The sequence below is a fragment of the Rhizobium sp. NLR8a genome (assembly GCF_019685235.1).
In the GTDB taxonomy this organism is placed as follows: domain Bacteria; phylum Pseudomonadota; class Alphaproteobacteria; order Rhizobiales; family Rhizobiaceae; genus Rhizobium.
Genome location: NZ_JABDWI010000003.1, coordinates 74,671 through 93,300, shown reverse-complemented (window position 1 = coordinate 93,300; position 18,630 = coordinate 74,671). Strand labels below are relative to the sequence as shown.

Annotated in this window: 21 protein-coding genes and 2 pseudogenes; 11 read left to right on the top strand and 12 right to left on the bottom strand. The window is 61.0% G+C overall.

Going from position 1 to position 18,630, the window contains the following annotated elements:
* Window positions 1-22 precede the first annotated feature (22 nt).
* Complete coding sequence (locus tag HJC04_RS06180; RefSeq protein ID WP_210630935.1) at window positions 23-370, top strand: CAP-Gly domain protein; 348 nt, start codon at window positions 23-25, stop codon at window positions 368-370.
* 77 nt (window positions 371-447) lie between these two features.
* Here the strand turns inward: HJC04_RS06180 and HJC04_RS06175 are convergent, their stop codons facing one another.
* Together HJC04_RS06175 and HJC04_RS31605 are read right to left on the bottom strand one after the other, a co-directional pair.
* Complete coding sequence (locus HJC04_RS06175; RefSeq protein ID WP_221145320.1) at window positions 448-861, bottom strand: NUDIX hydrolase; 414 nt, start codon at window positions 859-861, stop codon at window positions 448-450.
* Between the two features lie 97 nt (window positions 862-958).
* Entirely contained in the window at window positions 959-1,150 is a 192-nt protein-coding gene (locus HJC04_RS31605) for an SIP domain-containing protein (protein ID WP_349239623.1), read from the bottom strand.
* A 29-nt stretch (window positions 1,151-1,179) separates the two neighbouring features.
* Between HJC04_RS31605 and HJC04_RS06170 the strand changes: the two genes are divergently transcribed.
* Together HJC04_RS06170 and HJC04_RS06165 are read left to right on the top strand one after the other, a co-directional pair.
* Entirely contained in the window at window positions 1,180-2,139 is a 960-nt protein-coding gene (locus tag HJC04_RS06170) for an acetylxylan esterase (RefSeq protein ID WP_210630936.1), read from the top strand.
* Window positions 2,136-2,864, top strand: coding sequence for an esterase family protein (locus HJC04_RS06165; protein WP_221145317.1), 729 nt, complete (start codon window positions 2,136-2,138; stop codon window positions 2,862-2,864). Before HJC04_RS06170 ends, HJC04_RS06165 begins: the two co-directional genes overlap by 4 nt.
* Window positions 2,865-2,911: 47 nt before the next feature.
* Here the strand turns inward: HJC04_RS06165 and HJC04_RS06160 are convergent.
* Both HJC04_RS06160 and HJC04_RS06155 read right to left on the bottom strand, forming a co-directional pair.
* Window positions 2,912-3,336 (bottom strand): annotated as a pseudogene (locus HJC04_RS06160) (type II toxin-antitoxin system VapC family toxin).
* Window positions 3,333-3,533 (bottom strand): FitA-like ribbon-helix-helix domain-containing protein, encoded by a 201-nt coding sequence (locus HJC04_RS06155; RefSeq protein ID WP_221145661.1) that lies wholly within the window; start codon window positions 3,531-3,533, stop codon window positions 3,333-3,335. Before HJC04_RS06155 ends, HJC04_RS06160 begins: the two are co-directional and overlap by 4 nt.
* Before the next feature lie 359 nt (window positions 3,534-3,892).
* Here HJC04_RS06155 and HJC04_RS06150 point away from each other — a divergent pair, with 359 nt between their 5' ends.
* The 5 genes from HJC04_RS06150 to HJC04_RS06130 all read left to right on the top strand — a co-directional run bounded on the left by HJC04_RS06150 (window position 3,893) and on the right by HJC04_RS06130 (window position 10,319).
* Window positions 3,893-5,338 carry an MFS transporter gene (locus HJC04_RS06150; RefSeq protein WP_221145315.1) on the top strand — a complete coding sequence of 482 codons (1,446 nt, stop codon included), beginning with the start codon at window positions 3,893-3,895 and terminating at the stop codon, window positions 5,336-5,338.
* 127 nt (window positions 5,339-5,465) lie between these two features.
* Window positions 5,466-6,530: a sensor histidine kinase gene (locus HJC04_RS06145; protein WP_210630939.1), complete on the top strand. Its 1,065-nt coding sequence runs from the start codon at window positions 5,466-5,468 to the stop codon at window positions 6,528-6,530.
* A gap of 200 nt (window positions 6,531-6,730) precedes the next feature.
* Window positions 6,731-7,282, top strand: a complete 552-nt coding sequence (locus HJC04_RS06140; protein ID WP_221145313.1) for a DUF924 family protein — start codon at window positions 6,731-6,733, stop codon at window positions 7,280-7,282.
* Between the two features lie 135 nt (window positions 7,283-7,417).
* Entirely contained in the window at window positions 7,418-9,940 is a 2,523-nt protein-coding gene (locus tag HJC04_RS06135; protein ID WP_221145311.1) for a mechanosensitive ion channel family protein, read from the top strand.
* A gap of 112 nt (window positions 9,941-10,052) precedes the next feature.
* Window positions 10,053-10,319 (top strand): hypothetical protein, encoded by a 267-nt coding sequence (locus HJC04_RS06130; RefSeq protein ID WP_210630942.1) that lies wholly within the window; start codon window positions 10,053-10,055, stop codon window positions 10,317-10,319.
* A 27-nt stretch (window positions 10,320-10,346) separates the two neighbouring features.
* Here the strand turns inward: HJC04_RS06130 and arsC are convergent, their stop codons facing one another.
* The 4 genes from arsC to HJC04_RS06110 are packed head-to-tail and all read right to left on the bottom strand — an operon-like array spanning window position 10,347 to window position 12,344.
* A complete protein-coding gene (arsC, locus tag HJC04_RS06125) occupies window positions 10,347-10,769 on the bottom strand; it encodes an arsenate reductase (glutaredoxin) (protein ID WP_210630943.1) in 423 nt (140 codons plus the stop codon).
* Window positions 10,766-11,461, bottom strand: a complete 696-nt coding sequence (locus HJC04_RS06120) for an MIP/aquaporin family protein (protein WP_221145309.1) — start codon at window positions 11,459-11,461, stop codon at window positions 10,766-10,768. Before HJC04_RS06120 ends, arsC begins: the two co-directional genes overlap by 4 nt.
* Entirely contained in the window at window positions 11,461-11,991 is a 531-nt protein-coding gene (locus HJC04_RS06115) for an arsenate reductase ArsC (RefSeq protein ID WP_210630945.1), read from the bottom strand. The genes HJC04_RS06120 and HJC04_RS06115 overlap by 1 nt, the downstream gene beginning before the upstream one ends.
* Complete coding sequence (locus HJC04_RS06110) at window positions 11,988-12,344, bottom strand: helix-turn-helix transcriptional regulator (protein WP_210630946.1); 357 nt, start codon at window positions 12,342-12,344, stop codon at window positions 11,988-11,990. Before HJC04_RS06110 ends, HJC04_RS06115 begins: the two co-directional genes overlap by 4 nt.
* A gap of 351 nt (window positions 12,345-12,695) precedes the next feature.
* On the opposite strand from HJC04_RS06110, the gene HJC04_RS06105 reads away from it, so the two are divergent.
* The 3 genes from HJC04_RS06105 to HJC04_RS06095 all read left to right on the top strand — a co-directional run bounded on the left by HJC04_RS06105 (window position 12,696) and on the right by HJC04_RS06095 (window position 15,268).
* Complete coding sequence (locus tag HJC04_RS06105) at window positions 12,696-12,932, top strand: hypothetical protein (protein ID WP_210630947.1); 237 nt, start codon at window positions 12,696-12,698, stop codon at window positions 12,930-12,932.
* Window positions 12,920-13,750, top strand: a complete 831-nt coding sequence (locus HJC04_RS06100) for a response regulator (protein ID WP_210630948.1) — start codon at window positions 12,920-12,922, stop codon at window positions 13,748-13,750. Before HJC04_RS06105 ends, HJC04_RS06100 begins: the two co-directional genes overlap by 13 nt.
* Window positions 13,751-13,936: 186 nt before the next feature.
* Window positions 13,937-15,268: a diguanylate cyclase gene (locus HJC04_RS06095; RefSeq protein ID WP_221145307.1), complete on the top strand. Its 1,332-nt coding sequence runs from the start codon at window positions 13,937-13,939 to the stop codon at window positions 15,266-15,268.
* 227 nt (window positions 15,269-15,495) lie between these two features.
* Here the strand turns inward: HJC04_RS06095 and HJC04_RS06090 are convergent, their stop codons facing one another.
* From HJC04_RS06090 to HJC04_RS06075, 4 genes and pseudogenes are all read right to left on the bottom strand, one after another.
* Window positions 15,496-16,515, bottom strand: coding sequence for a GlxA family transcriptional regulator (locus HJC04_RS06090; protein ID WP_041678677.1), 1,020 nt, complete (start codon window positions 16,513-16,515; stop codon window positions 15,496-15,498).
* Window positions 16,516-16,797: 282 nt separating this feature from the next.
* Window positions 16,798-16,998, bottom strand: a complete 201-nt coding sequence (locus tag HJC04_RS06085) for a hypothetical protein (RefSeq protein WP_064803254.1) — start codon at window positions 16,996-16,998, stop codon at window positions 16,798-16,800.
* Between the two features lie 447 nt (window positions 16,999-17,445).
* Window positions 17,446-17,964, bottom strand: a complete 519-nt coding sequence (locus HJC04_RS06080; RefSeq protein WP_259668821.1) for a TetR/AcrR family transcriptional regulator — start codon at window positions 17,962-17,964, stop codon at window positions 17,446-17,448.
* Window positions 17,930-18,535: pseudogene (locus HJC04_RS06075) on the bottom strand (alpha/beta hydrolase); the annotation flags it as partial. The gene HJC04_RS06080 and the pseudogene HJC04_RS06075, both read right to left, overlap by 35 nt.
* Between the last annotated feature and the right edge of the window lie 95 nt (window positions 18,536-18,630).

Genomic DNA, 18,630 nt, shown 5'->3' with positions numbered 1-18,630 from the left:
TTGCTATTGGAAAGTCTGATCCATGAGCTATGAATTCCATGTCGGCCAGAAGGTCGTCTGCATCAATGATACCTTCAAGCATGTCAGCATCGACCAGCTCATCCGCAAGGGCGAGATCTATACGATCCGCTGGGTCGGCGAATATACCCATTATGTCGATGGCACCTTCATCGGCGTGAAGCTTGCGGAAATCCATCGCGGCAATGATGACGGACCGGAGGGCTATGGTGCCGCCGATATGCCCTATCGCGCGACGCGCTTCCGGCCGCTGATGAAGGACAAGATCGCATCACTGCGCAAGCTTTTGGCGCCGACACCGGATGCGCCGGCGGAGCCGAAAGAAAAGACCAGAAAGAAAGAGAAGGTCTGAGCGCGGTTGTGTCAGCCCGTCTTCAGGCTGAGTGACAGCCCGGTTTGCCTGCTGAGCTCGAGAACGCCATCGCGCGCTCAATCTTTGCTGTTCCCCTGGATGGTCAGACTCATAAGGATTTTACTGAGCTCAGGCAAAGCCAGCTCCGTTTCGCATTTGATTTCGGCGGCGCTAAACCATTTCAGCTTGGTGTGTTCGTCGTCAATCAGTCGCGGGCAGCCTCGCCACCGATCGATGCGATAGATATGGAACCTGGCGGATGTGGCGGATTGGCCTTGCCATCCGAACTTTGTCACAAATTGCCACAGCTCCGGCGTCACGCCGATTTCTTCCGTCAGTTCGCGGCGCATTGCAGTCTCTACGTCTTCGCCGTCCTCGACATGGCCGCCGGGAAGGCTCCAACGATCCGGATGCTGCCTGCGCCCGGGACTTCGCCTTGCGAGGAGAACGCTTCCATTCTCGATGAGGGCGCCCATCGCGATCTCAGGCATGTCGTCTTCTCCTTTATGTCGGCAAATGCCGGCGAGCCCGCGCTTTTTCCCGGCCGTCTTCCCGTGAGAGGGTGGCGGCCGGGTCGGCTGTTCCGGCCTAACCAAATTTCTCAGTCGCATCGGCGTTACCCTGTACCCAATAGCCGGATGCCTTGATCCAGGCGAGTGGGTAGCCCCGCTCCAGCAGATGGGCGCGAATGGTACGTGTCGTCGAAGCTTCCGCCGCGATCCGGTGGTGTTGTGGCGATGCTGATGGTCGCCCCGAGTAAGTACGCGGCAAAACTTGCATGGCCTGCCTGTTCGCGGGACAAAGCTCGAATGAGCATTCCCAAAAAACATCCCTTTGCCTTCGATCCGACCTACGGCATGCGGCTTCAGGAGCTTCTCGCAGTCGAGCCGCCGGAGGAGCCCGACGGCTTCGACTCATTCTGGGAGGCGCGGTACCGGAGGGCGCTGACGGTCGATCCGCGGCCGATGCTTTCGCGCAGCCCGCTCAGCCATCCGGATTGGCATGTGCTCGATCTCGTCTATCGCTCGACCGGTGATTTCAGGATCGGCGGCTGGCTGCTGCTGCCGCGTGAGGGGCAAGTGAAGCGCGGCCTCGTCGTCGGGCATGGTTACGGCGGGCGGGATCAGCCTGATTTCGATCTGCCGGTCAGAGAAACGGCGCTGATCCTTCCCTGCTGCCGTGGATTGTCGCTGAGCAGCCATCCGCCGATCTCTCAGAATCCGTCCTGGCATGTGTTGCACGATATCGACAATCGGGACTCCTATATCATCGGCGGCTGCGTCGAGGATATCTGGCTTGCCGTCTCCACACTTGTCGCGTTCTATCCTTGGCTCTTTGGCCATATCGGCTATAGCGGCATCAGCTTCGGCGGCGGTGTCGGGGCGATGGCGATCGCTTATGACGGGCGCATCGACCGCGGCCATCTGGCGCTGCCGAGCTTCGGCCACCAGCCGCTGCGGCTGAAGCTGCCGAGCGTCGGCAGCGCGCAAGGGGTGCAGGATTATCAGGCGGAACATCACAACGTGCTGGAGACGCTGCGCTTCTACGATGCGGCGACGGCGGCGCGGCGGATCGATGTGCCGATGCTGACGGCAGTGGCGCTTTTCGATCCCGCCGTCGCGCCGCCCTGCCAGTTCGCTGTCGCAAATGCGATACGGAAATATAATGAAATCTTCATCCTGGACGCCGGTCATTTCGATTACCCTGGAAGCGCAGAGCAAGAGGCGGTTCTCCGCGATAAGATCGGACAGTTCTTCAGGGTGACATGAACCGCGAATATCTCAGCTGGTATAGTCGGCGCCTGCATCGGGAGATGGAGATGTTGGTGTTCGGCCATGCCGGCGCCAAGGTGTTGGTGTTTCCGACGCGGGAAGGACGCTTCTTCGAATATGAACAGCTCGGCTTGATCGGAAGCCTTGCCGATAAGCTCTCCGCCGGCCATCTCCAGCTCTACTGCATCGAGGGACTGGCGGCCGACAGCCTCTACGGCTTCCACCATCATCCGGCCGAGCGCATCCGCCGGCATGCGGCGCTGGAGGATTATATCCTCCACGAGGTGCTGCCGCTGATGGCGGCGAAAAACCCGCATGATTGCACCGTCGTGCATGGATGTAGCCTCGGCGCCTTCCAGGCGGCGAGCCTTGTCTTCCGCCACCCGCATCTCTTCCGTAAGCTCGTCGCCTTTTCTGGGCGCTACGACCTGACGATGAAGGTGGACGTGTTCGGCGACCTGTTCGACGGCTACTACGACGACAGCATCTATTTCCACACGCCGACGCATTTTCTGCCCGGCCTCGGCGCAGACTGGCGGCTCGAGCGGCTGCGCGAGATCGAGATCGTGCTGACCATCGGCGATGCCGATCCCTTCCTCGACAACAACCGCTATCTCAGCCGGCTGCTCGGCGAGAAGAACATCCGCCATCAACTGCATGTTTGGGACGGCCGCGCCCACCGCGCCGGCGCCTGGCGAAAGATGGCGCCACTCTACATCTGACCCCTGTGAGCCCGTCCGCTTTTTCGCTCTGCCGGTCGCGGGAGATGTCAGCCGCGGTCCTCCCATGAATTGATCATGGGGATGCCGGCGGCTTCAAAGGGCCGGTGTCGCGTGTGGCCACCATGAGGCCGTGTGCGGCGGCTGTGGCGGCGATGTAGCCGTCGACCTTGCCGTTTGCTTTGCCTGCGGGCTTGGCTTGCGCGATCAGGGCGGCATAGGCTTGTGAGGCGCCGAGGTCGAAGGGCAGCACGCGCCCCTCGAACAACGGCAGCACGTCGCCCTCCAGCCGGTCATGCAGAGTGGTGCGGCGCTTGCCGGCGGGCATGGCCGCAATGCCGAAACGCAGCTCAGCGACTGTGACGGCCGAGAGATAGAGGGTTTCGATAGCTTGGGCGTCTATCCACGCCAGCACACGCGGATCGGGCGTGAGCTTCCATGGTTCCGAAATCATGTTGGTATCGATGAGGATCATTCAAACCTCATCGGATCTGCCGGCGTCTTGTCGCGCAAATGGTCGAACAGTTCCGCCTCGGCATCGGTCAGCTCCGCTTCGCGAGCGATGGATGCCAGCAACGAACCGAGCTTCACCCGCTCGGGGGGGCGGACGGCCGTCTCAAGAATGTCTCGAATTTCCGCCTCGGTGCTGCGGCCATGCGTGGCCGCCCGAATACGAAGCGCGCAAGGTCTCGCAGCTGAAACCTACGCAGATCCCTCAAATTTCGTTTGCAGGGCGTACCGCTACGGTGAAATCTGGCCTCGCTGGCGGATGGGCAGCAGGATATGGACCTCGACGTCGCTCCTGTTTTCCCGGGAGCGGATCAAACTTGGGCCTCGCTTCGGCGGGGCTTTTTTCTTGGCTGGGCGGGGGAATATTCCCGCCCAGTGCTAGATTTAGCCTTTCCGGCGTGATGCAACGGGCGTATTCAGCCAATGTGTGGTTCACATCCACGCTCCCCGCGCGGCAGATCTCCGATCGGCTTCCTTTCCGCTTGCCTGTCGCGTCATCCGGATTTTTCATTGGCAGCTTCATGACAACGGCAGAGACGAGCGAGAACGGGCAAGAGGTGGCAACTGGCCGTCAGGCGAAGATCGTGGCTCTGGTCGTTGCCGTTTCCTTCTTCATGCAGATCCTCGACGGCACCATCGTCGCCACCTCGCTGCCGCAGATGGCGGCAAGCTTCGGCGTGCAGCCGGTGTCGATGAGCATCGGCATCACCGTCTACATGCTGACGATGGCGGCCTTCATTCCATTGTCAGGCTGGCTCGGTGACCGCTTCGGCGCGCGCCGCGTCTTCCTGGTGTCGATCGGCGTCTTCACCGGCGCTTCGCTGTTCTGCGGGCTCTCCGGCAGCCTCACGGAATTCGTGCTGTGGCGTGCGCTGCAGGGGGCGGGCAGCGCGCTGATGACGCCGGTCGGTCGCATCATCGTGCTGAAAAACGCCCGCAAGTCTGAACTCGTGCAGGCAATCGCGCTGATCACCTGGCCGGCGCTGACGGCGCCCGTGGTCGGGCCCGTACTCGGCGGCTTCATCACCACCTATGCCAGTTGGCATTGGAATTTCCTGATCAACATCCCGATCGGCATCATCGGTATGGGGCTGGTGCTGCGCTTCGTGCCCGAACAGCGCGAGGCCAATCCCGGCCGGCTGGATATTCTCGGCTTTATCCTGAGCGCGGCCGGACTGACCCTGTTGCTCGCGGCCTTGGAGCTTTCGGTCAAATGGGAAGGCGGGCTTTGGCCCGTCATCTCATTGCTGGCGGCGGGCATGATGCTCTCTGTCATGGCGACGCGGCATTTCCTCGCCGTCGACAATCCGCTGCTCGACCTCTCGGCCTTCCGCGTCCAGACCTTCTCGATGTCGACGCTTTCGGCGGGCACGGCATGCCGGACGGCGATCAATGCGACGCCTTTCCTGCTGCCCCTTCTGTTCCAGCTTGGCTTCGGGCTGAGCTCGATTGCCGCCGGCACCTATCTGCTCGTCTATTTTCTCGGCAATTTCAGCATGAAGGCGGTGACGACGCCGCTCTTACGCTTCTTCGGCTTCCGCACCGTGCTCGGGCTCAATGGGCTGATCGCGGCCCTTTCGATCGTTGCCTGCGGTTTCCTGACGCCTGACACGCCGCCGTTTTTCATGCATGCGCTGCTCTTCCTCGCCGGCCTGTCGCGGTCGATGGAGTTCACGGCGCTGAACACGCTCGCCTTTGCCGACATCGGCCCGGCGCAGCGAAGCTCGGCCTCGACGCTGTCGAGCATGCTGCAGCAGATGTCGATGCTGCTCGGCGTTGCGGTGGCCGCCGCCGTGCTCAACATTTCCTCTGCTCTCAGGGGTGCGGCCAATCCCGTCTTGGCCGATTTCCGCTGGGCCTTCGTCGTGATTGGCGCGATCGGCATCGTCTCGTCGCTGCGTTTCCTGCAATTGCCGAAGGAGGCTGGCGCCGAAGTCTCCGGCCACCGGAAATTCCAGAAGAGCTAACCACCTGCGACATGAGCGAGGGATCAGCGATGTTTACCTCAGGCGGTCAATGCAATACGACAGTGCCCATGCCGACGACTCGGACCCTTGCGGCCGTCGTTGCTTAGAGAGAACGCCGGGAGACCGAATGAGCAATTCTAGCGGCGATGCGGATGGCCTGATCCACATCCTCTATATCGACGACGACGAAGGGCTCGCCCTCCTGATGCAGAAGAACCTTGCGCGGCGCGGCTTTTCGGTCGAGTGGGCGCAGAATGGTGCTGCCGGCCTTGCGCGGATCGCCGAGGGCAGCATCGACGCCGTCGTGCTCGATCATCTCCTGAGCGGCGAGACCGGACTCGACATTCTGCCCTGCATCACGTCCGTGCCGGATCATCCGCCGGTCATTTATGCAACGGGGTCGGATGACACCAGCATCGCGGTCGCGGCGCTGAAGGCGGGCGCCGATGACTACATGCTGAAGGGGATTTCGGCCGATTATTTCGACCTGCTCGCCGCCGCCCTCGAACAGGCGCTGGAGCGGGCGCGCTTCCGCCGCGAGACGGCGCAGGCGCAGGAGGTGATCCGCCAGCAGCGCGACCATGCCGAGTTGCTGCTTGCCGAAGTCAATCACCGCATCGCCAACAGCCTCGGCCTGGTCGGCGCGCTGATCCGCATGCAATCTTCCATGACCAGGGATCAGGTGGCGATCGACGCGCTGCACGAGACGCAGATGCGCATCAACGCCATCGCCAGCGTGCATCGCCGGCTCTACACCAACCGGCAGGTCGGCTCGGTGCAGGTGGATGAATATCTGAACAGCCTGCTGACCGAACTCGAAGCTTCGATGCGCGACGACAAGCGGCCGCACCGTATCGTGCTGACCGCAAAACCGGTCAATCTGGCGACTGACAAGGTGATCACGCTCGGGTTGATCGTCAGTGAACTCGTCACCAATGCTTTCAAATATGCCTATCCCGAGAGCGTCTCGGGCGAGATCCGCGTTTTTGTCGACCAGACGGACGGAGAATTGCACGTCATCGTCGAGGATGATGGAGCGGGGTTCGATCCAGAGGGCTCAGCCAGGGGAACGGGGCTCGGAACACGCATTTTGACGGCGATGGCCGCGAGCTTGAAATCGGATTTCGCTTACGACCCCAGGCATGAAGGGACGAGGGCGATGCTAGTGTTCTCGTTGCATGAGGAGAAGTAGGTAGAGGTGGAAGGTCACGATAAAGGGTGTGCCCGCGGCCCCCTCATCCGCCTGCCGGCACCTTCTCCCCGAGGGGAGAAGAGATTCGCGGCAACGTCTCGACTCCCTCTTCTACCCAACGGGAGAAGGTGCCCCCTTGTCCTATTTTTACAAGAGCTTGCCGGCATAACATCATGAACCTAACGCAACGGGAGGAAAGCATGACAACGATCCGCACACCTCGCGAAGTCTACGATTTCTGGTTCGTTCGATGCGGCCGCGAGCTATGGTTTCGCCCGCCGCCGGAACTCGATGTCGAGATCCGTGATATATTCCGCGATACGCATCTGGCGCTTGCCGCAGGCGTCGGCGACGAATGGCGGGCCGATCCGATGAGCCGGCTGGCGGCCGTCATCGTGCTCGATCAGTTTCCCCGCAACATCTATCGCGGCACTGGGCTTGCCGTTGCTACCGACGGGCTGGCGCTTCGGGAAGCCAAGCTTGCGCTTGCGGCCGGCGCCGACCAGGCGGTGGAACATGCATGCCGGACCTTCTTCTATCTGCCCTTCGAACATGCCGAGAACCTCGATGAGCAGGCGCGTTCGGTGGCACTGTTCACCGCGCTTGGCGACGAGGAATATCTCGAATATGCGATCCGCCACCATGAGATAATCGCCGCCTACGGGCGCTTTCCTCACCGCAATGCCATGCTCGGGCGGGAATCGACGGCAGCAGAACTCGACTATCTCTCCAAGCCTGGCGCGGGGTTCTGAGCTGTTTGGACGAACGTGCGCGGCATGGAACAGGCTCGGTGCAGGGCGCTTTAGGCATCTCTCGCCTTTCTGTCGCCTTTCTTTGCGATGAAAAGCGAGCATTCAATTTCGATGACAACCTTTCCGGAGGCCTTTTTGCGGCTGAGATCCATCCTGCTTCGCACCATTCTTCTCATGACGCTGGCGCTCGCCGGTGCGCATTTTGAGAGCGCAGCAGCCTTCGCGCAGGAACCGCAGCCGCAGGCGGCAGCAGAGACGCCGCCTGTCGATACGCCTTCCGCCCAGGCGGCGAAGGAGATCGAGAAGGCGAAGGTCCAGCTTGGTTCGCTGCAGGACAGCGTCAAGGAGAACGCCGATAATGACGATGCGCTGGTCGGGCTTGCGACCAAAGCCGACGAACTCAGCCGCGCCGTCATCACCATATCGGTCAACCTGAGGCCGCGTTTCGACCAGATCAAGAACCGGCTGACCGAGATCGGCGAGCCGCCGAAGGATGGGCAGCCGCCCGAGGCGCAGATCGTCACCGACGAGCGTAACGCGCTTGCCGCCGAGCGCGCGCAGATCAATGCGGTGACCGGTGACGCCGAAAACCTGTCGATCGCGGTGACGAAGCTCATGAACGAGATCATCGAGATGCGGCGGCAGCTTTTCGCCGATACGCTTTTCAGGCGCACCGAAATCTCGGTTTCCGTCCTTGACGATGCTGCAACTGCCTTCGTACGGGAGACTGGCGAATTTGCCACGGCGCTGTCGAGCTGGGCCACCTTCGTCTGGAAGTTCAAGCGCTTCCCGCTGTTCGCGGCGATCTTCCTGTCGCTCGCTTCGGCGCTCATTCTGCTTTCCGGCAGCTACCGACTGTTCGGCTCTTATCTGCGCCGGGACGAGGCGGTCGAGAACCCTTCTTATATCGGCCGGCTGTCGATCGCCTTCTGGTCGACGCTGATCCGCACGCTGGCGCTGGCGGTGCTGCTCGTCACCTCCTTCTTCTTCCTCAACAGTTTCAACGTGCTGCGGCCGGATATCGCGCCGGTCATCGGCGCGCTGTTCGGAACAATCGGACTCGTCTATTTTGTCGGTCGCTTCATCAATGCCATCTTTGCGCCGCACGAACCGCGCTGGCGGCTCGTCAAGCTTTCCAACCTCGGCGCGCGCTCAATCGGTTATTGCCTGCTGGCGATGGCAGTCATCAACGGGCTCGACTATCTCTTCAGCAGCATCGGCGAAGCGATGGGCTCACCGCTGGTGCTGACGGTCGTCAGAAGTCTGATCGCCGCGCTCATCATCGGCATCATCCTGATCGCGGTCTCCTTCGGCAAGCCGATGTTGGCGAGAAGCGGCGATCCCGACGCTCCTGGCCGACATTGGCCGCGCGGCATGGCGATCATCCTGCGCGTCGTCGGTGCCGCTTTGATCGTTACGGCACTTGCCGGCTACGTCGGACTTGCCCGCTTCGTCGCCACGCAGCTCATCATCACCGGCGCGGTCGTCGCAACCATGTATGTCGGCCTGCTCTCCGGCAAGGCGATCTCGCGGCAGGAAAGCTTCGGCGACACCTTCTTCGCGCGCTTCCTGGCGCGGCGCTTCAACCTCGGGCCGGTGGCGATAGACCAGGTCGGCCTGCTCGTCGGCCTTGCCATGTATGCGGTGGCGCTGCTCGTCGGCATTCCGCTGATCCTGCTGCTCTGGGGCTTCCATGTACAGGATCTGCAGCTTATCGCCTTCCGGCTGTTCACTGAGGTCAAGCTCGGCGGCATCAGCATCTCGCTGCTCGGAATCTGCACCGGCGTCCTGCTCTTTGCCGGCGTCTATCTGCTGACGCGCTGGCTGCAGCGCTGGCTCGACGGCAATGTCATGGCGCGAAGCCATGTCGATCTCGGCGTGCGAAATTCGGTCAAGACAGGCATCGGCTATCTCGGCGTCGGCATTGCCGCGATCATCGGCGTTTCCGCCGCCGGCATCGATCTGTCGAGCTTCGCGCTTGTCGCCTCGGCGCTTTCGGTCGGTATCGGTTTCGGCCTGCAGAACATCGTCTCCAACTTCGTCTCCGGCCTGATCCTGCTGGTCGAGCGGCCGTTCAAGGTCGGCGATCACGTCGTCTCCGGCACGGCCGAAGGTATCGTCAAGCGGATCTCGGTGCGGGCCACCGAGATCGAGACTTTCCGCAAGCAGGCGATCATCGTGCCGAATTCGGAACTGATCAACGGCCTCGTCGGCAATTGGACGCATCGCAACAAGATCGGCCGTTCGGAAATCCCGGTCTCCGTCAGCTACGACGCCGATCCGCAGATGGTGATGGATATTCTCTTGGAGTTGACCGCGAAGATTCCGCTCGTCATGCGCAATCCCGAGCCGCATGTCGAATTCCTGCGCTTCGGCCCCTATTCGCTTGATTTCGAGCTTCGCTTCTTCCTCGCCGACATGGGCGACGGCCTGACGGTGCGCAACAATCTCAGGATCGAGATCCTCAAGCGCTTCAAGGCGGAAGGCATAGAAATCCCGCTGCCACAGAGTGACCTTACCATCCATCGGGAGGCTGCCCCCGTCTTTCCCAATGCGGTTAAGGAGCATACTGGCGGCGATGAGAATTCCAAGGATAGACTGGTGGAGGAAGAAGAGCGGCCGGTACGCCAGCTGCGCGGGCGGGCAGCGGAGAGCTGAACAGCTTATTCAGCCATCATTCACAGGTCTATGTGCATGATCCCTTCCATCGGGATCGCTGCCGAGGGCAGCACCGATCTTTCGAGGGGAGGGCGCGTCAGCGCCGCCGCATATGATGGCAAGATTTGCCGCCGTTCTGCTTGTCCCGCTGCTTGCCGCGCCGGCGGTCAATGCGGCATCCATCACCAACACCGATCCAGCCGCCGTGGTGCTCATCATCACCGAGGGCGGCCAGCGCGTCGAAGTCGTGGTCGATGCCGGCGCTTCCGAAAGCCTCTGCTCCTCCGGCTGCTTCATGACGACACCCGACGGCGACCGGATCGGGCTCGATGGCGGCGAGACGATCGACATCATCAAAGGCTCGGCGGTCGTCAAATAGGGTTGCGGACCTGTCAGGCTGGACGGCTCAGATAATGCGCTTGCCCTCCGCATCCAGGACCTTCTCGCCGTCTTCCTTGGTGAAGGCACCCTTGTGCGTCTCCGGCAGGATTTCCAGGACCACCTCGGAAGGCCGCGACAGGCGTGTGCCAAGCGGTGTGATGACGAAGGGCCGGTTGATCAGGATCGGCTCCGCCAGCATGGCGTCGAGAAGCTGATCGTCGGTCAGATCAGGATTGTCGAGGCCGAGTTCGGCATAGAGCGTATCTTTGTCGCGAAGGGCCTGGCGCACGGTGAGGCCGGCATCGGCGATCATTCTTGCCAGTTCCTCACGCGATGGCGGGTTCCTCACATAGTCGATGATATCAGGTTCGATACCGGCGTTGCGGATGATCGCCAGCGTATTGCGCGACGTGCCGCACGCGGGATTGTGGTAGATGGTGACATTCATAGTTTTGCCTCTGACGATAGCGTTGACGAAGCGCCAGGCTGTAACAGCCAGGTGAACAGGAGAAGGGCTGCGACAGCACCGGATATTTCGGCGATCCAGAATCCGGGAAGATCGATTTGGCGGATGCCGGAGAAAGTGTCTGTCAGCGAGCGGGCCAAGGCGACGGCCGGATTGGCGAAGGAGGTCGAGGCGGTGAACCAATAGGCGGCGGTGATGTAGAGGCCGACCAGCCACGGCACCGCCTTCTGCTCGAACCTGATGCCGGCAAGGATGATGGCGACCAGACCGAAGGTCGCGACACCTTCGGAAAACCATTGCGCGTCGCCGGTGCGCACCTTGCTCGACAACTCGACGATCGGCAGGGCGAACATTAGATGAGCGATGACGGTTCCGACAATGCCGCCGACGATCTGCGCGGCGACATATCCAGAGAGATCGCGTTTCGCCAGCGTGCGCGACATGGCAAAGACGAGCGAGACGGCCGGATTGAAATGGGCGCCGGAGATGGGTCCGAGAACGGTGATCAGCACCACCAGCATGGCGCCGGTCGCCAGCGTGTTGCCGAGCAGGGCAAGTCCCGTATCCGCGGTCAGCGATGCCGCCATGATGGCGGATCCAACGACGGTTGCGACCAGCATGGCGGTGCCGAGGGCCTCTGCGACCAGCCGGCGCGGTAGATCGAACGACGCCATCAGCCGGCGCCCGCCGGTTTAGCGGTCGAGCCCTCCATCGCGCCGATCTGGCGCAGATGCTGCTCCAGCGCCAGCTTGTCGATCGACGACAAGGGCAGGCTGAGGAAGGCCATGATCCGGTTCTTGAGGAAGCGGGCGGCCTGCGCGAAGGCACGGCCCTTCTCGACCTCGCTGCCCTCGACGGCGGCCGGATCCTCGACGCCCCAGTGAGCGGTCATCGGATGGCCGATCCAGACAGGGCAGGCTTCACCGTGGGCGGTGTCGCAGACGGTGAAGATGAAATCCATCTCCGGTGCTTCAGGTTTGGCAAATTCGTCCCAGCTCTTCGAGCGAAAGCCGGCCGAGGGATAACCGAGTGCCGCAAGCTCCTTCAGCGCCAGAGGATTGACCTCGCCCCTCGGCTGGCTGCCGGCGGAATAGGCCTTGAATCGGCCCTTGCCCTCGGTCTTCAGAATGGATTCAGCCAAGATCGAGCGGGAAGAATTGGCGGTGCAGAGAAAGAGCACATTGTAAACGCGGTCTGTGGTCACTGCAGTTCCTCCTTGTTTGCAGGTGCGCAGCATGCGGCGACAGTGGCAGCGGGGGCGCAGATCTCTGCATTTGCGCTGCAGCAATCCTCCATTAGGAAGCGGATCAGGCCGCCGAGCGCTTCGTAATTGGCCGTGTAGATGATCGAGCGGGATTCGCGCTGTTGGCCAATAAGGCCGGCTCGTTCCAGCTCCTTCAAATGGAAGGAGATGTTGGACGGGGAAACCTCCGCCTTTACGGCGATGGCGCCTGCCGCCATTCCATCAGGACCCGATACGACAAGCATGCGAATGATGTGGAGGCGCGTTTCCTGTGAAAGCGCGCCAAATGCGGCGAGGGCTTGACGCTGATCCATATTTCAATAATCCTTGAATCATTGAAGCGATGATTAGCGCAAATGAATGCCATCGACAACAGTAGAATTCAGGAGACCGATATCGATCTCGGTATGCTGCTCAGCGTGCTTGCCGGCGCCAGGGACTCTTCCCTGTTTTTTACCATGACGGCCGGCCGGTGAAGCCGGGCTATCATATCACCGAGGTCAAGGCGGGCCAGTTTTCGGCCCGCGAATTGCTGCACAAGATCGAGGCGCGCTCGCTGGGTTTGCCGTCTGTGTCTGATTAATGCCTGCGTATCTAGGCGACAAACGCGGAGAGATCGAATGATCCGGACGCCCGCTACCAGGCGTCAACATGATAGAAGCAGCATGCGCTACGTTCATCCAGGCTGCAATGATCAAGCTCATGACACGAAGGCTGGTCCGCTATCCCGCTTTCTCGATCAGACTCTTAATCATATCCGCAAAGAAATCGCAGGCGCACCATTGCGCCGCGTGTTCATTTCGCAGCGGCAGATGCTGATTAATAATTATTCAAATCAATTGATGTATCGAATTGGCTCGGGGACAGAATTTACATCAAAGGTTTGCTTATGGCGTTTCTAGGTATTTCGGGGATGCAATATTCCGGGGAAATGTTTGCCGGTGCGCGGATTATTGTCGCGGAAGATTCCAACGTATTCACCTCCATGATCAGCAAGCGCCTGAAGGAGCTGTTCGACATCGATGTCGAGATCTGCCGCAGCTTCGAGGATCTGCAGTTTTCCTACGACAAGTCTTCCGACCCGATCACGCTGGCGATCTCGAACATCAACCTGCCCGGCGCCGAAAACGGCGAGGCGCTGGAATATCTGGTCGATCTCTCCATACCGACCATCGTGTTTACCGGCACCTTCCATGAAGGCATGCGCGACAAACTGATCGCCAAGGACATTGTCGACTATATCCTCAAAGACAATATTTTCGCCGTCGACCTTCTGGCGGAGTCGATCTGCCGGTTTCTGACCAATCATCGCCATCACGTGCTGATCGTCGACGACAGCGCGACGGCGCGCGCCCTGCTGTCGAGCCGGCTGAAGCGCTATAATTTCCGAGTGAGCACCGCCGAAAACGGCGCCAAGGCGCTGGAGATCCTGAAGGCCAGTCGCGATATCGGCCTGATGATCACCGACTACAATATGCCCGATATAGACGGCTTTGAACTGACGCGGCGCATCCGGGCTCATATCGGCTCGCACGAATTGCGCATCATCGGTGTTTCCTCGTCCTCGAACCGGCTGCTTTCGGCGCGGTTTCTGAAGGCCGGCGGCAATGATTTCATGCTGCGTCCCTTCATCGACGAGGAGTTCTACTGCCGCGTCAACCAGAATCTCGACACGCTGCTGCAGATTCAGTCCATGCGCAAGGAGCGGGCGGTTGCCTGACGGCCCTTCCAGGATCTGGATCGCGAGGAAGCCGGGGGCGATCGGCGCTGCCGGGCGCTGGATTTTTGCAATTACAGGTAACCAGGATATTTGTCCCCTTCACGCGGATGAGCCTCTCGGTTATCGTCCGCCGCGCCGGGGGAAGGGCCGAGTCGAGCCCATAAGGCGCAAGGGGGAATAGGGGCTGTGGCTTTTCAGGCGGATTTTCAGCGAGATGGCATCGGGCTGCGTTCCGGCGGGCTAAAGATACTTCTGGTTGAAGATTCTCGAATGTTTTCCGCCGTGCTTTGCCATCGGTTCCAAACGGAACTTGGCCTTGCCGTCAAATCCTGCTCGTCGCTGAAGGCGCTTCGCAGGGAACTTGCCGAAGACGGTCACGGCTACACCATGGCGGTCGTCGATCTGAACCTGCCGGATTCGCCCTATGGCGAGGCGCTCGACTGCACGATCGAGCACGATATTCCAGCAATCGTCTTCACCGCCACGTTCGATCTCAATACGCGCAACAGGATCATGGAGCGCAATGTCATCGATTACGTGCTGAAGGACAATGAGTTCGCGCTCGACAATCTGGTCGCCACCGTCCGCCGTGCGATCTCCAACCGCAAGACGCGGGTGCTCGTCGTCGACGATGTCGTCTCGGTACGCCAGGTTCTCGTCGATCTCCTGAAGGCACAGCAATATCTGGTCGTCGAGGCAAGCTCGGGGCTCGAGGCGCTGGCGGCGCTCGAAGCCTATAGCGATATCGAACTCGTCGTCACCGATCATCACATGCCGGATATGAGCGGCTACGAGCTGACGCGGCGCATCCGCCATCGCTTCGGTTCGGACCGGTTGCGCGTCATCGGCGTCTCCTCCTCCAACGATCGCATGCTGTCCGCGAGTTTCCTCAAAGCCGGCGCCAGCGATTTCGTCTACCGGCCCTTCGTGGCCGAGGAGCTGCAATGCCGCATCGCAAACAATGCGGAAACACTGGCGCAGATGCGCCAGTTGAGGGCCGCTGCGGCCTGCGACTATCTGACCGGCCTCTATAACCGCCGCTATTTCTATGACAATGGCCCGAAGCTGGTGAACGAGTGCTTGCGGTTGAAAGTGCCGAGCTCGGTCGCCATCCTCGATATTGACCACTTCAAGCGGCTGAACGACACATACGGCCACGAGATCGGCGACAAGGTGCTGAAAGCAGTTGCAAACAGGCTGTTCACGATCTTCGACGGCAGCGACAACCTGTTGTCGCGCCTCGGCGGCGAGGAGTTCGCCATCCTCTTTCCGCTGATGGACTCGGCCGCCGCCACCAAGCTCTGCGACGAGATCCGCTCGGATATTTCGCGGCTGAAGGTAACGGCCGACGACGAGGAACTCGGCGTCACCATCTCGATCGGCATCGCCGAAATCGGCAGCTATGAAACCTTCGAGAATTATCTCAACGCCGCCGACCAGTTCCTCTATATGGCCAAGCATCGCGGCCGTAACCAGGTCTATTCCGACGCCAGGATGACGGAAGAGGTGGCGCAGTAGGACTGCTTCCGGTAATTAGCCTGTCGCCACCGTCCGGTTTGCGCCAATGGCAGCCCCTCACCCTAACCCTCTCCCCGGTTAAACGGGGCGAGGGGGCATGCCAAATGCAGCGTTGAGGCTGAGGAAGCCGGTGCGGCGTATCCCCTTCGCCCCGCAAGCGGGGAGAAGGGGCCGGCAGGCGGATGAGGGGCCGACACGGCCCTATCACTCGGCGACCTTCCGATGCCTCAAGCCGCAACAGCCTGTCTTGCCGTCGCCATGGTCATCTTGCGCTCGGCGCGTTCCTGCTGCGGTGAGCGGTGGTAGAGTTCGCGATAACACTTGGAGAAATGCGAGGCCGAGACGAAGCCGCAGGCGACGGCGACCTCGACGACGGGCATCGAGGACTGAACCAGCAGGTGGCGCGCGCGGTCAAGGCGAATTTCCAGATAGTAGCGGGCCGGCGAACGGCCCATCTCCTGGCGGAACAGCCGTTCGATCTGGCGTCGGGAGAGGCCGGCGCCATCGGCGATCTCGATCAGCGACAGCGGCTCGGCGAGATTGCCTTCCATCAGCTCGATGATCGACAGAACCTTGGCGTTCTGCACGCCAAGACGGGCGCGCAGCGGCAGGCGCTGGCGGTCGTGCGGGTTGCGCACGCGGTCGGTCAGGTGCTGCTCGCAGATGCGGTTGACGAGGCTTTCGCCGAAATCCTCGCCAATCAGGTTTAGCATCATGTCGAGCGAGGCGGTGCCGCCGGCGCAGGTATAGAGATTGCCGTCGACCTCGTAGAGGTCGGCATAGACCTCCGCCTGCGGAAAGGCTTCGGAAAAGCCTGGCAGGTTCTCCCAATGGATGGCGCAGCGTTTGCCGTTCAGGAGGCCGGCCTGAGCCAGCACATGCGCGCCCGTACAGAGGCTGCCGACGGCGACGCCGCGATTGTAGCATTCGCGCAGCCAGGCATTGACGGATTTATTGTTGAATTCCTCGATATCGATGCCGGAACAGACGAGCACCATGCCGGGACGGTTTTCGCCGCCCAGATGCCGGCGTTCCTCGGCGAGCGAGGAATTTGCCTCGATGCCGATGCCGCACGAGGAATAGACCTTCTCTCCGTCGACCGAGGCGAGCCGCCAGGTATAGGCCTGATAGCCGAGCATGCGGTTGGCGATGCGCAAGGTGTCCACCGCTGCCGAAAAGGGCAGCATGGTGAATTGCGGTACCATAAAGAAGACCAGTGAGCGCTTCTTGATCTGCATCCTGTTCATAGCGAAATCCATGCTCGAGGGGCGATGACATATTCGTTGCGCGGAATGCGTCGCGCCGATGTCCTAAAAGCGACAGTGGCATGGAAAAATGCGGCCGGGAAGAGCAAATATGCGACATTGACCGGAATTTGACCGGTCAAATCGCCGATCGGGGCAGAAGACAGGCTCATACGCGACTGAAATTCGGGGCTGAAAACGGCTGGGAACGGCACAGCGGACAGGAAAAAGGCGGCGTTGCGCGAGGCAGACGCCGCCCTCATCTCAGGAGGAATGTCGCATTCATTACATGGTCCGGTGTTTGCTGTCGTCGGTGCTCGGCCAGCCGATATCCTTGCGGACGTCAAACGGCATGGCTTCGATTTCACGGGCGGTCCGCCAGCGCGTCCAGGCAAGCACGAGCTTGTGGGCGTAATGGCCCAGATCGAAGCGGCCTTCGCCGGAGGTGAGGGTCTTGCCACCACCCCGATAGGTGAGCGTGGTCATTATCCAGTTCCTTTCCTGGGTCAGGGACATGGTCGTCGATGGGAGGTTCGTCCATGTCCACGCTGTTAATATGGGCGTCGGGAACTCATCATTCAAACGAATAGAGCTTATGGATAGCATCAACGATATTGAATGATCTCGGCGCCTCGCGACAATGGACCTCGTGGCCTCTATTGTCGGTACCAAGCACTTTGAACCCTGCGAGCGGAAGTGGGCTCTGGATGCCGCTGGCGTCTCTCCAACAGACGGCAAGCTTTTTTCCCTTTGGAAATGGCAGTTGAGCAAGATCGTGCCGCGAAGGCCAATGCAGCGAGCTGAATTCTGTATGCGAGGGCCGGAGTGATCAGTGCCGAGTGTCGAGATGGGGCAGCTCGTCGTCGAAATTCCCGTTGCTGCCGGCATCATAGGTGTTCACGCTTCGACCACCGCCTCGGGAACCGAACACCGTCAACTGCACCATGATGGCTCGTGCGCGTTCGACCGCAGCGTCATTGTCCGCGCCTGCAGCAACAGTCGGTGCTGTTCCAGATCGTTTCTTTCAAACGCTCCTGCACTGGCTTGGCCGCTTTTAGCAGACTGGGTAAAGCAGAAACGATGCTCGAAGAATCTCGCCGCCACGGCGTCCAGTACGGCAGCCTTAGTAGGGAAGACCTTGTACACGCTTGCCGGCGACTTTCCGATCAGTCGGGCAATATCGGTGACGTTCGTTTTCAATGGTCCGTATCGCCGGCACGCTGTGGTGGCGGCTTCGACAATGTGGGATCTCTCTTCTGCGCGTGACTCGATCGATGGATCAGGCGACTTTCCATTTGTGAGTCCTTTGGGCGTACGGCTTCGAATCCTATCGTCTCGAAGTGAAGCCCTGTCCGGCCGGTAAGTTGCCGGACAGGGGATTTCAGACGGATCCTCATCGCAGAATCCCGCTGAAGGCTCAGTACGAGATCTGCCCGTTGACGATCTTTCCATCATCGGAGGAAAGCTCCCGTTTCAGCGCATCGCGTGCCTCCGGACTGATGATGGCCACCGGAGCCGCAACGGCTACGCGCGCTGCCGAGCCGGCGAAGTTGGCCGCTGTCATCCCGATCTCATCGGCAACGCCTGCCTTTCCGCCCTCCAGGCTCTGCCCCGCCAGCCGCCGCCCGAGCATGCGCACGATCTCGGGACTGTCGGCGAAAGCGTTGTGGCCGAGCGGATCGCTGGTTGCGATGCCGCTCGTGTCGATCACGGAAACGCCGAGTTGGTCGAGAAGGGGTGCATAGGGTCTGAGATCGGTGCCGCCGACGCGGTTGACGCCACCCGACAGCCAGCCGGACACCTCCAGCGCCTTGTCGCGCGTCGATGTCAGGATCGCAAAGTGCGGCCTCTTCGGCCCCATTTCCGTGAACTGACGGCGAAACACGTCGATGTCGATGTCCGGGGATGCCAGGATGACATTCCTGACCTTGGACGGTATCGATTTCTCCCGCATGGCAACACCGCGCAGGGCCTCCGCTGCAAGCCAGCCTCCCATGGAGTGGGCCAGGATCGTCACGTCGCTGCCATGGCAGGCGCCTGCCCCCCGCTCGCTTACTAGAGAGAATTCGCCACGCTCCCGACATGCCGACATCTGCCCGGTTTGCAGGATCGGCTGCT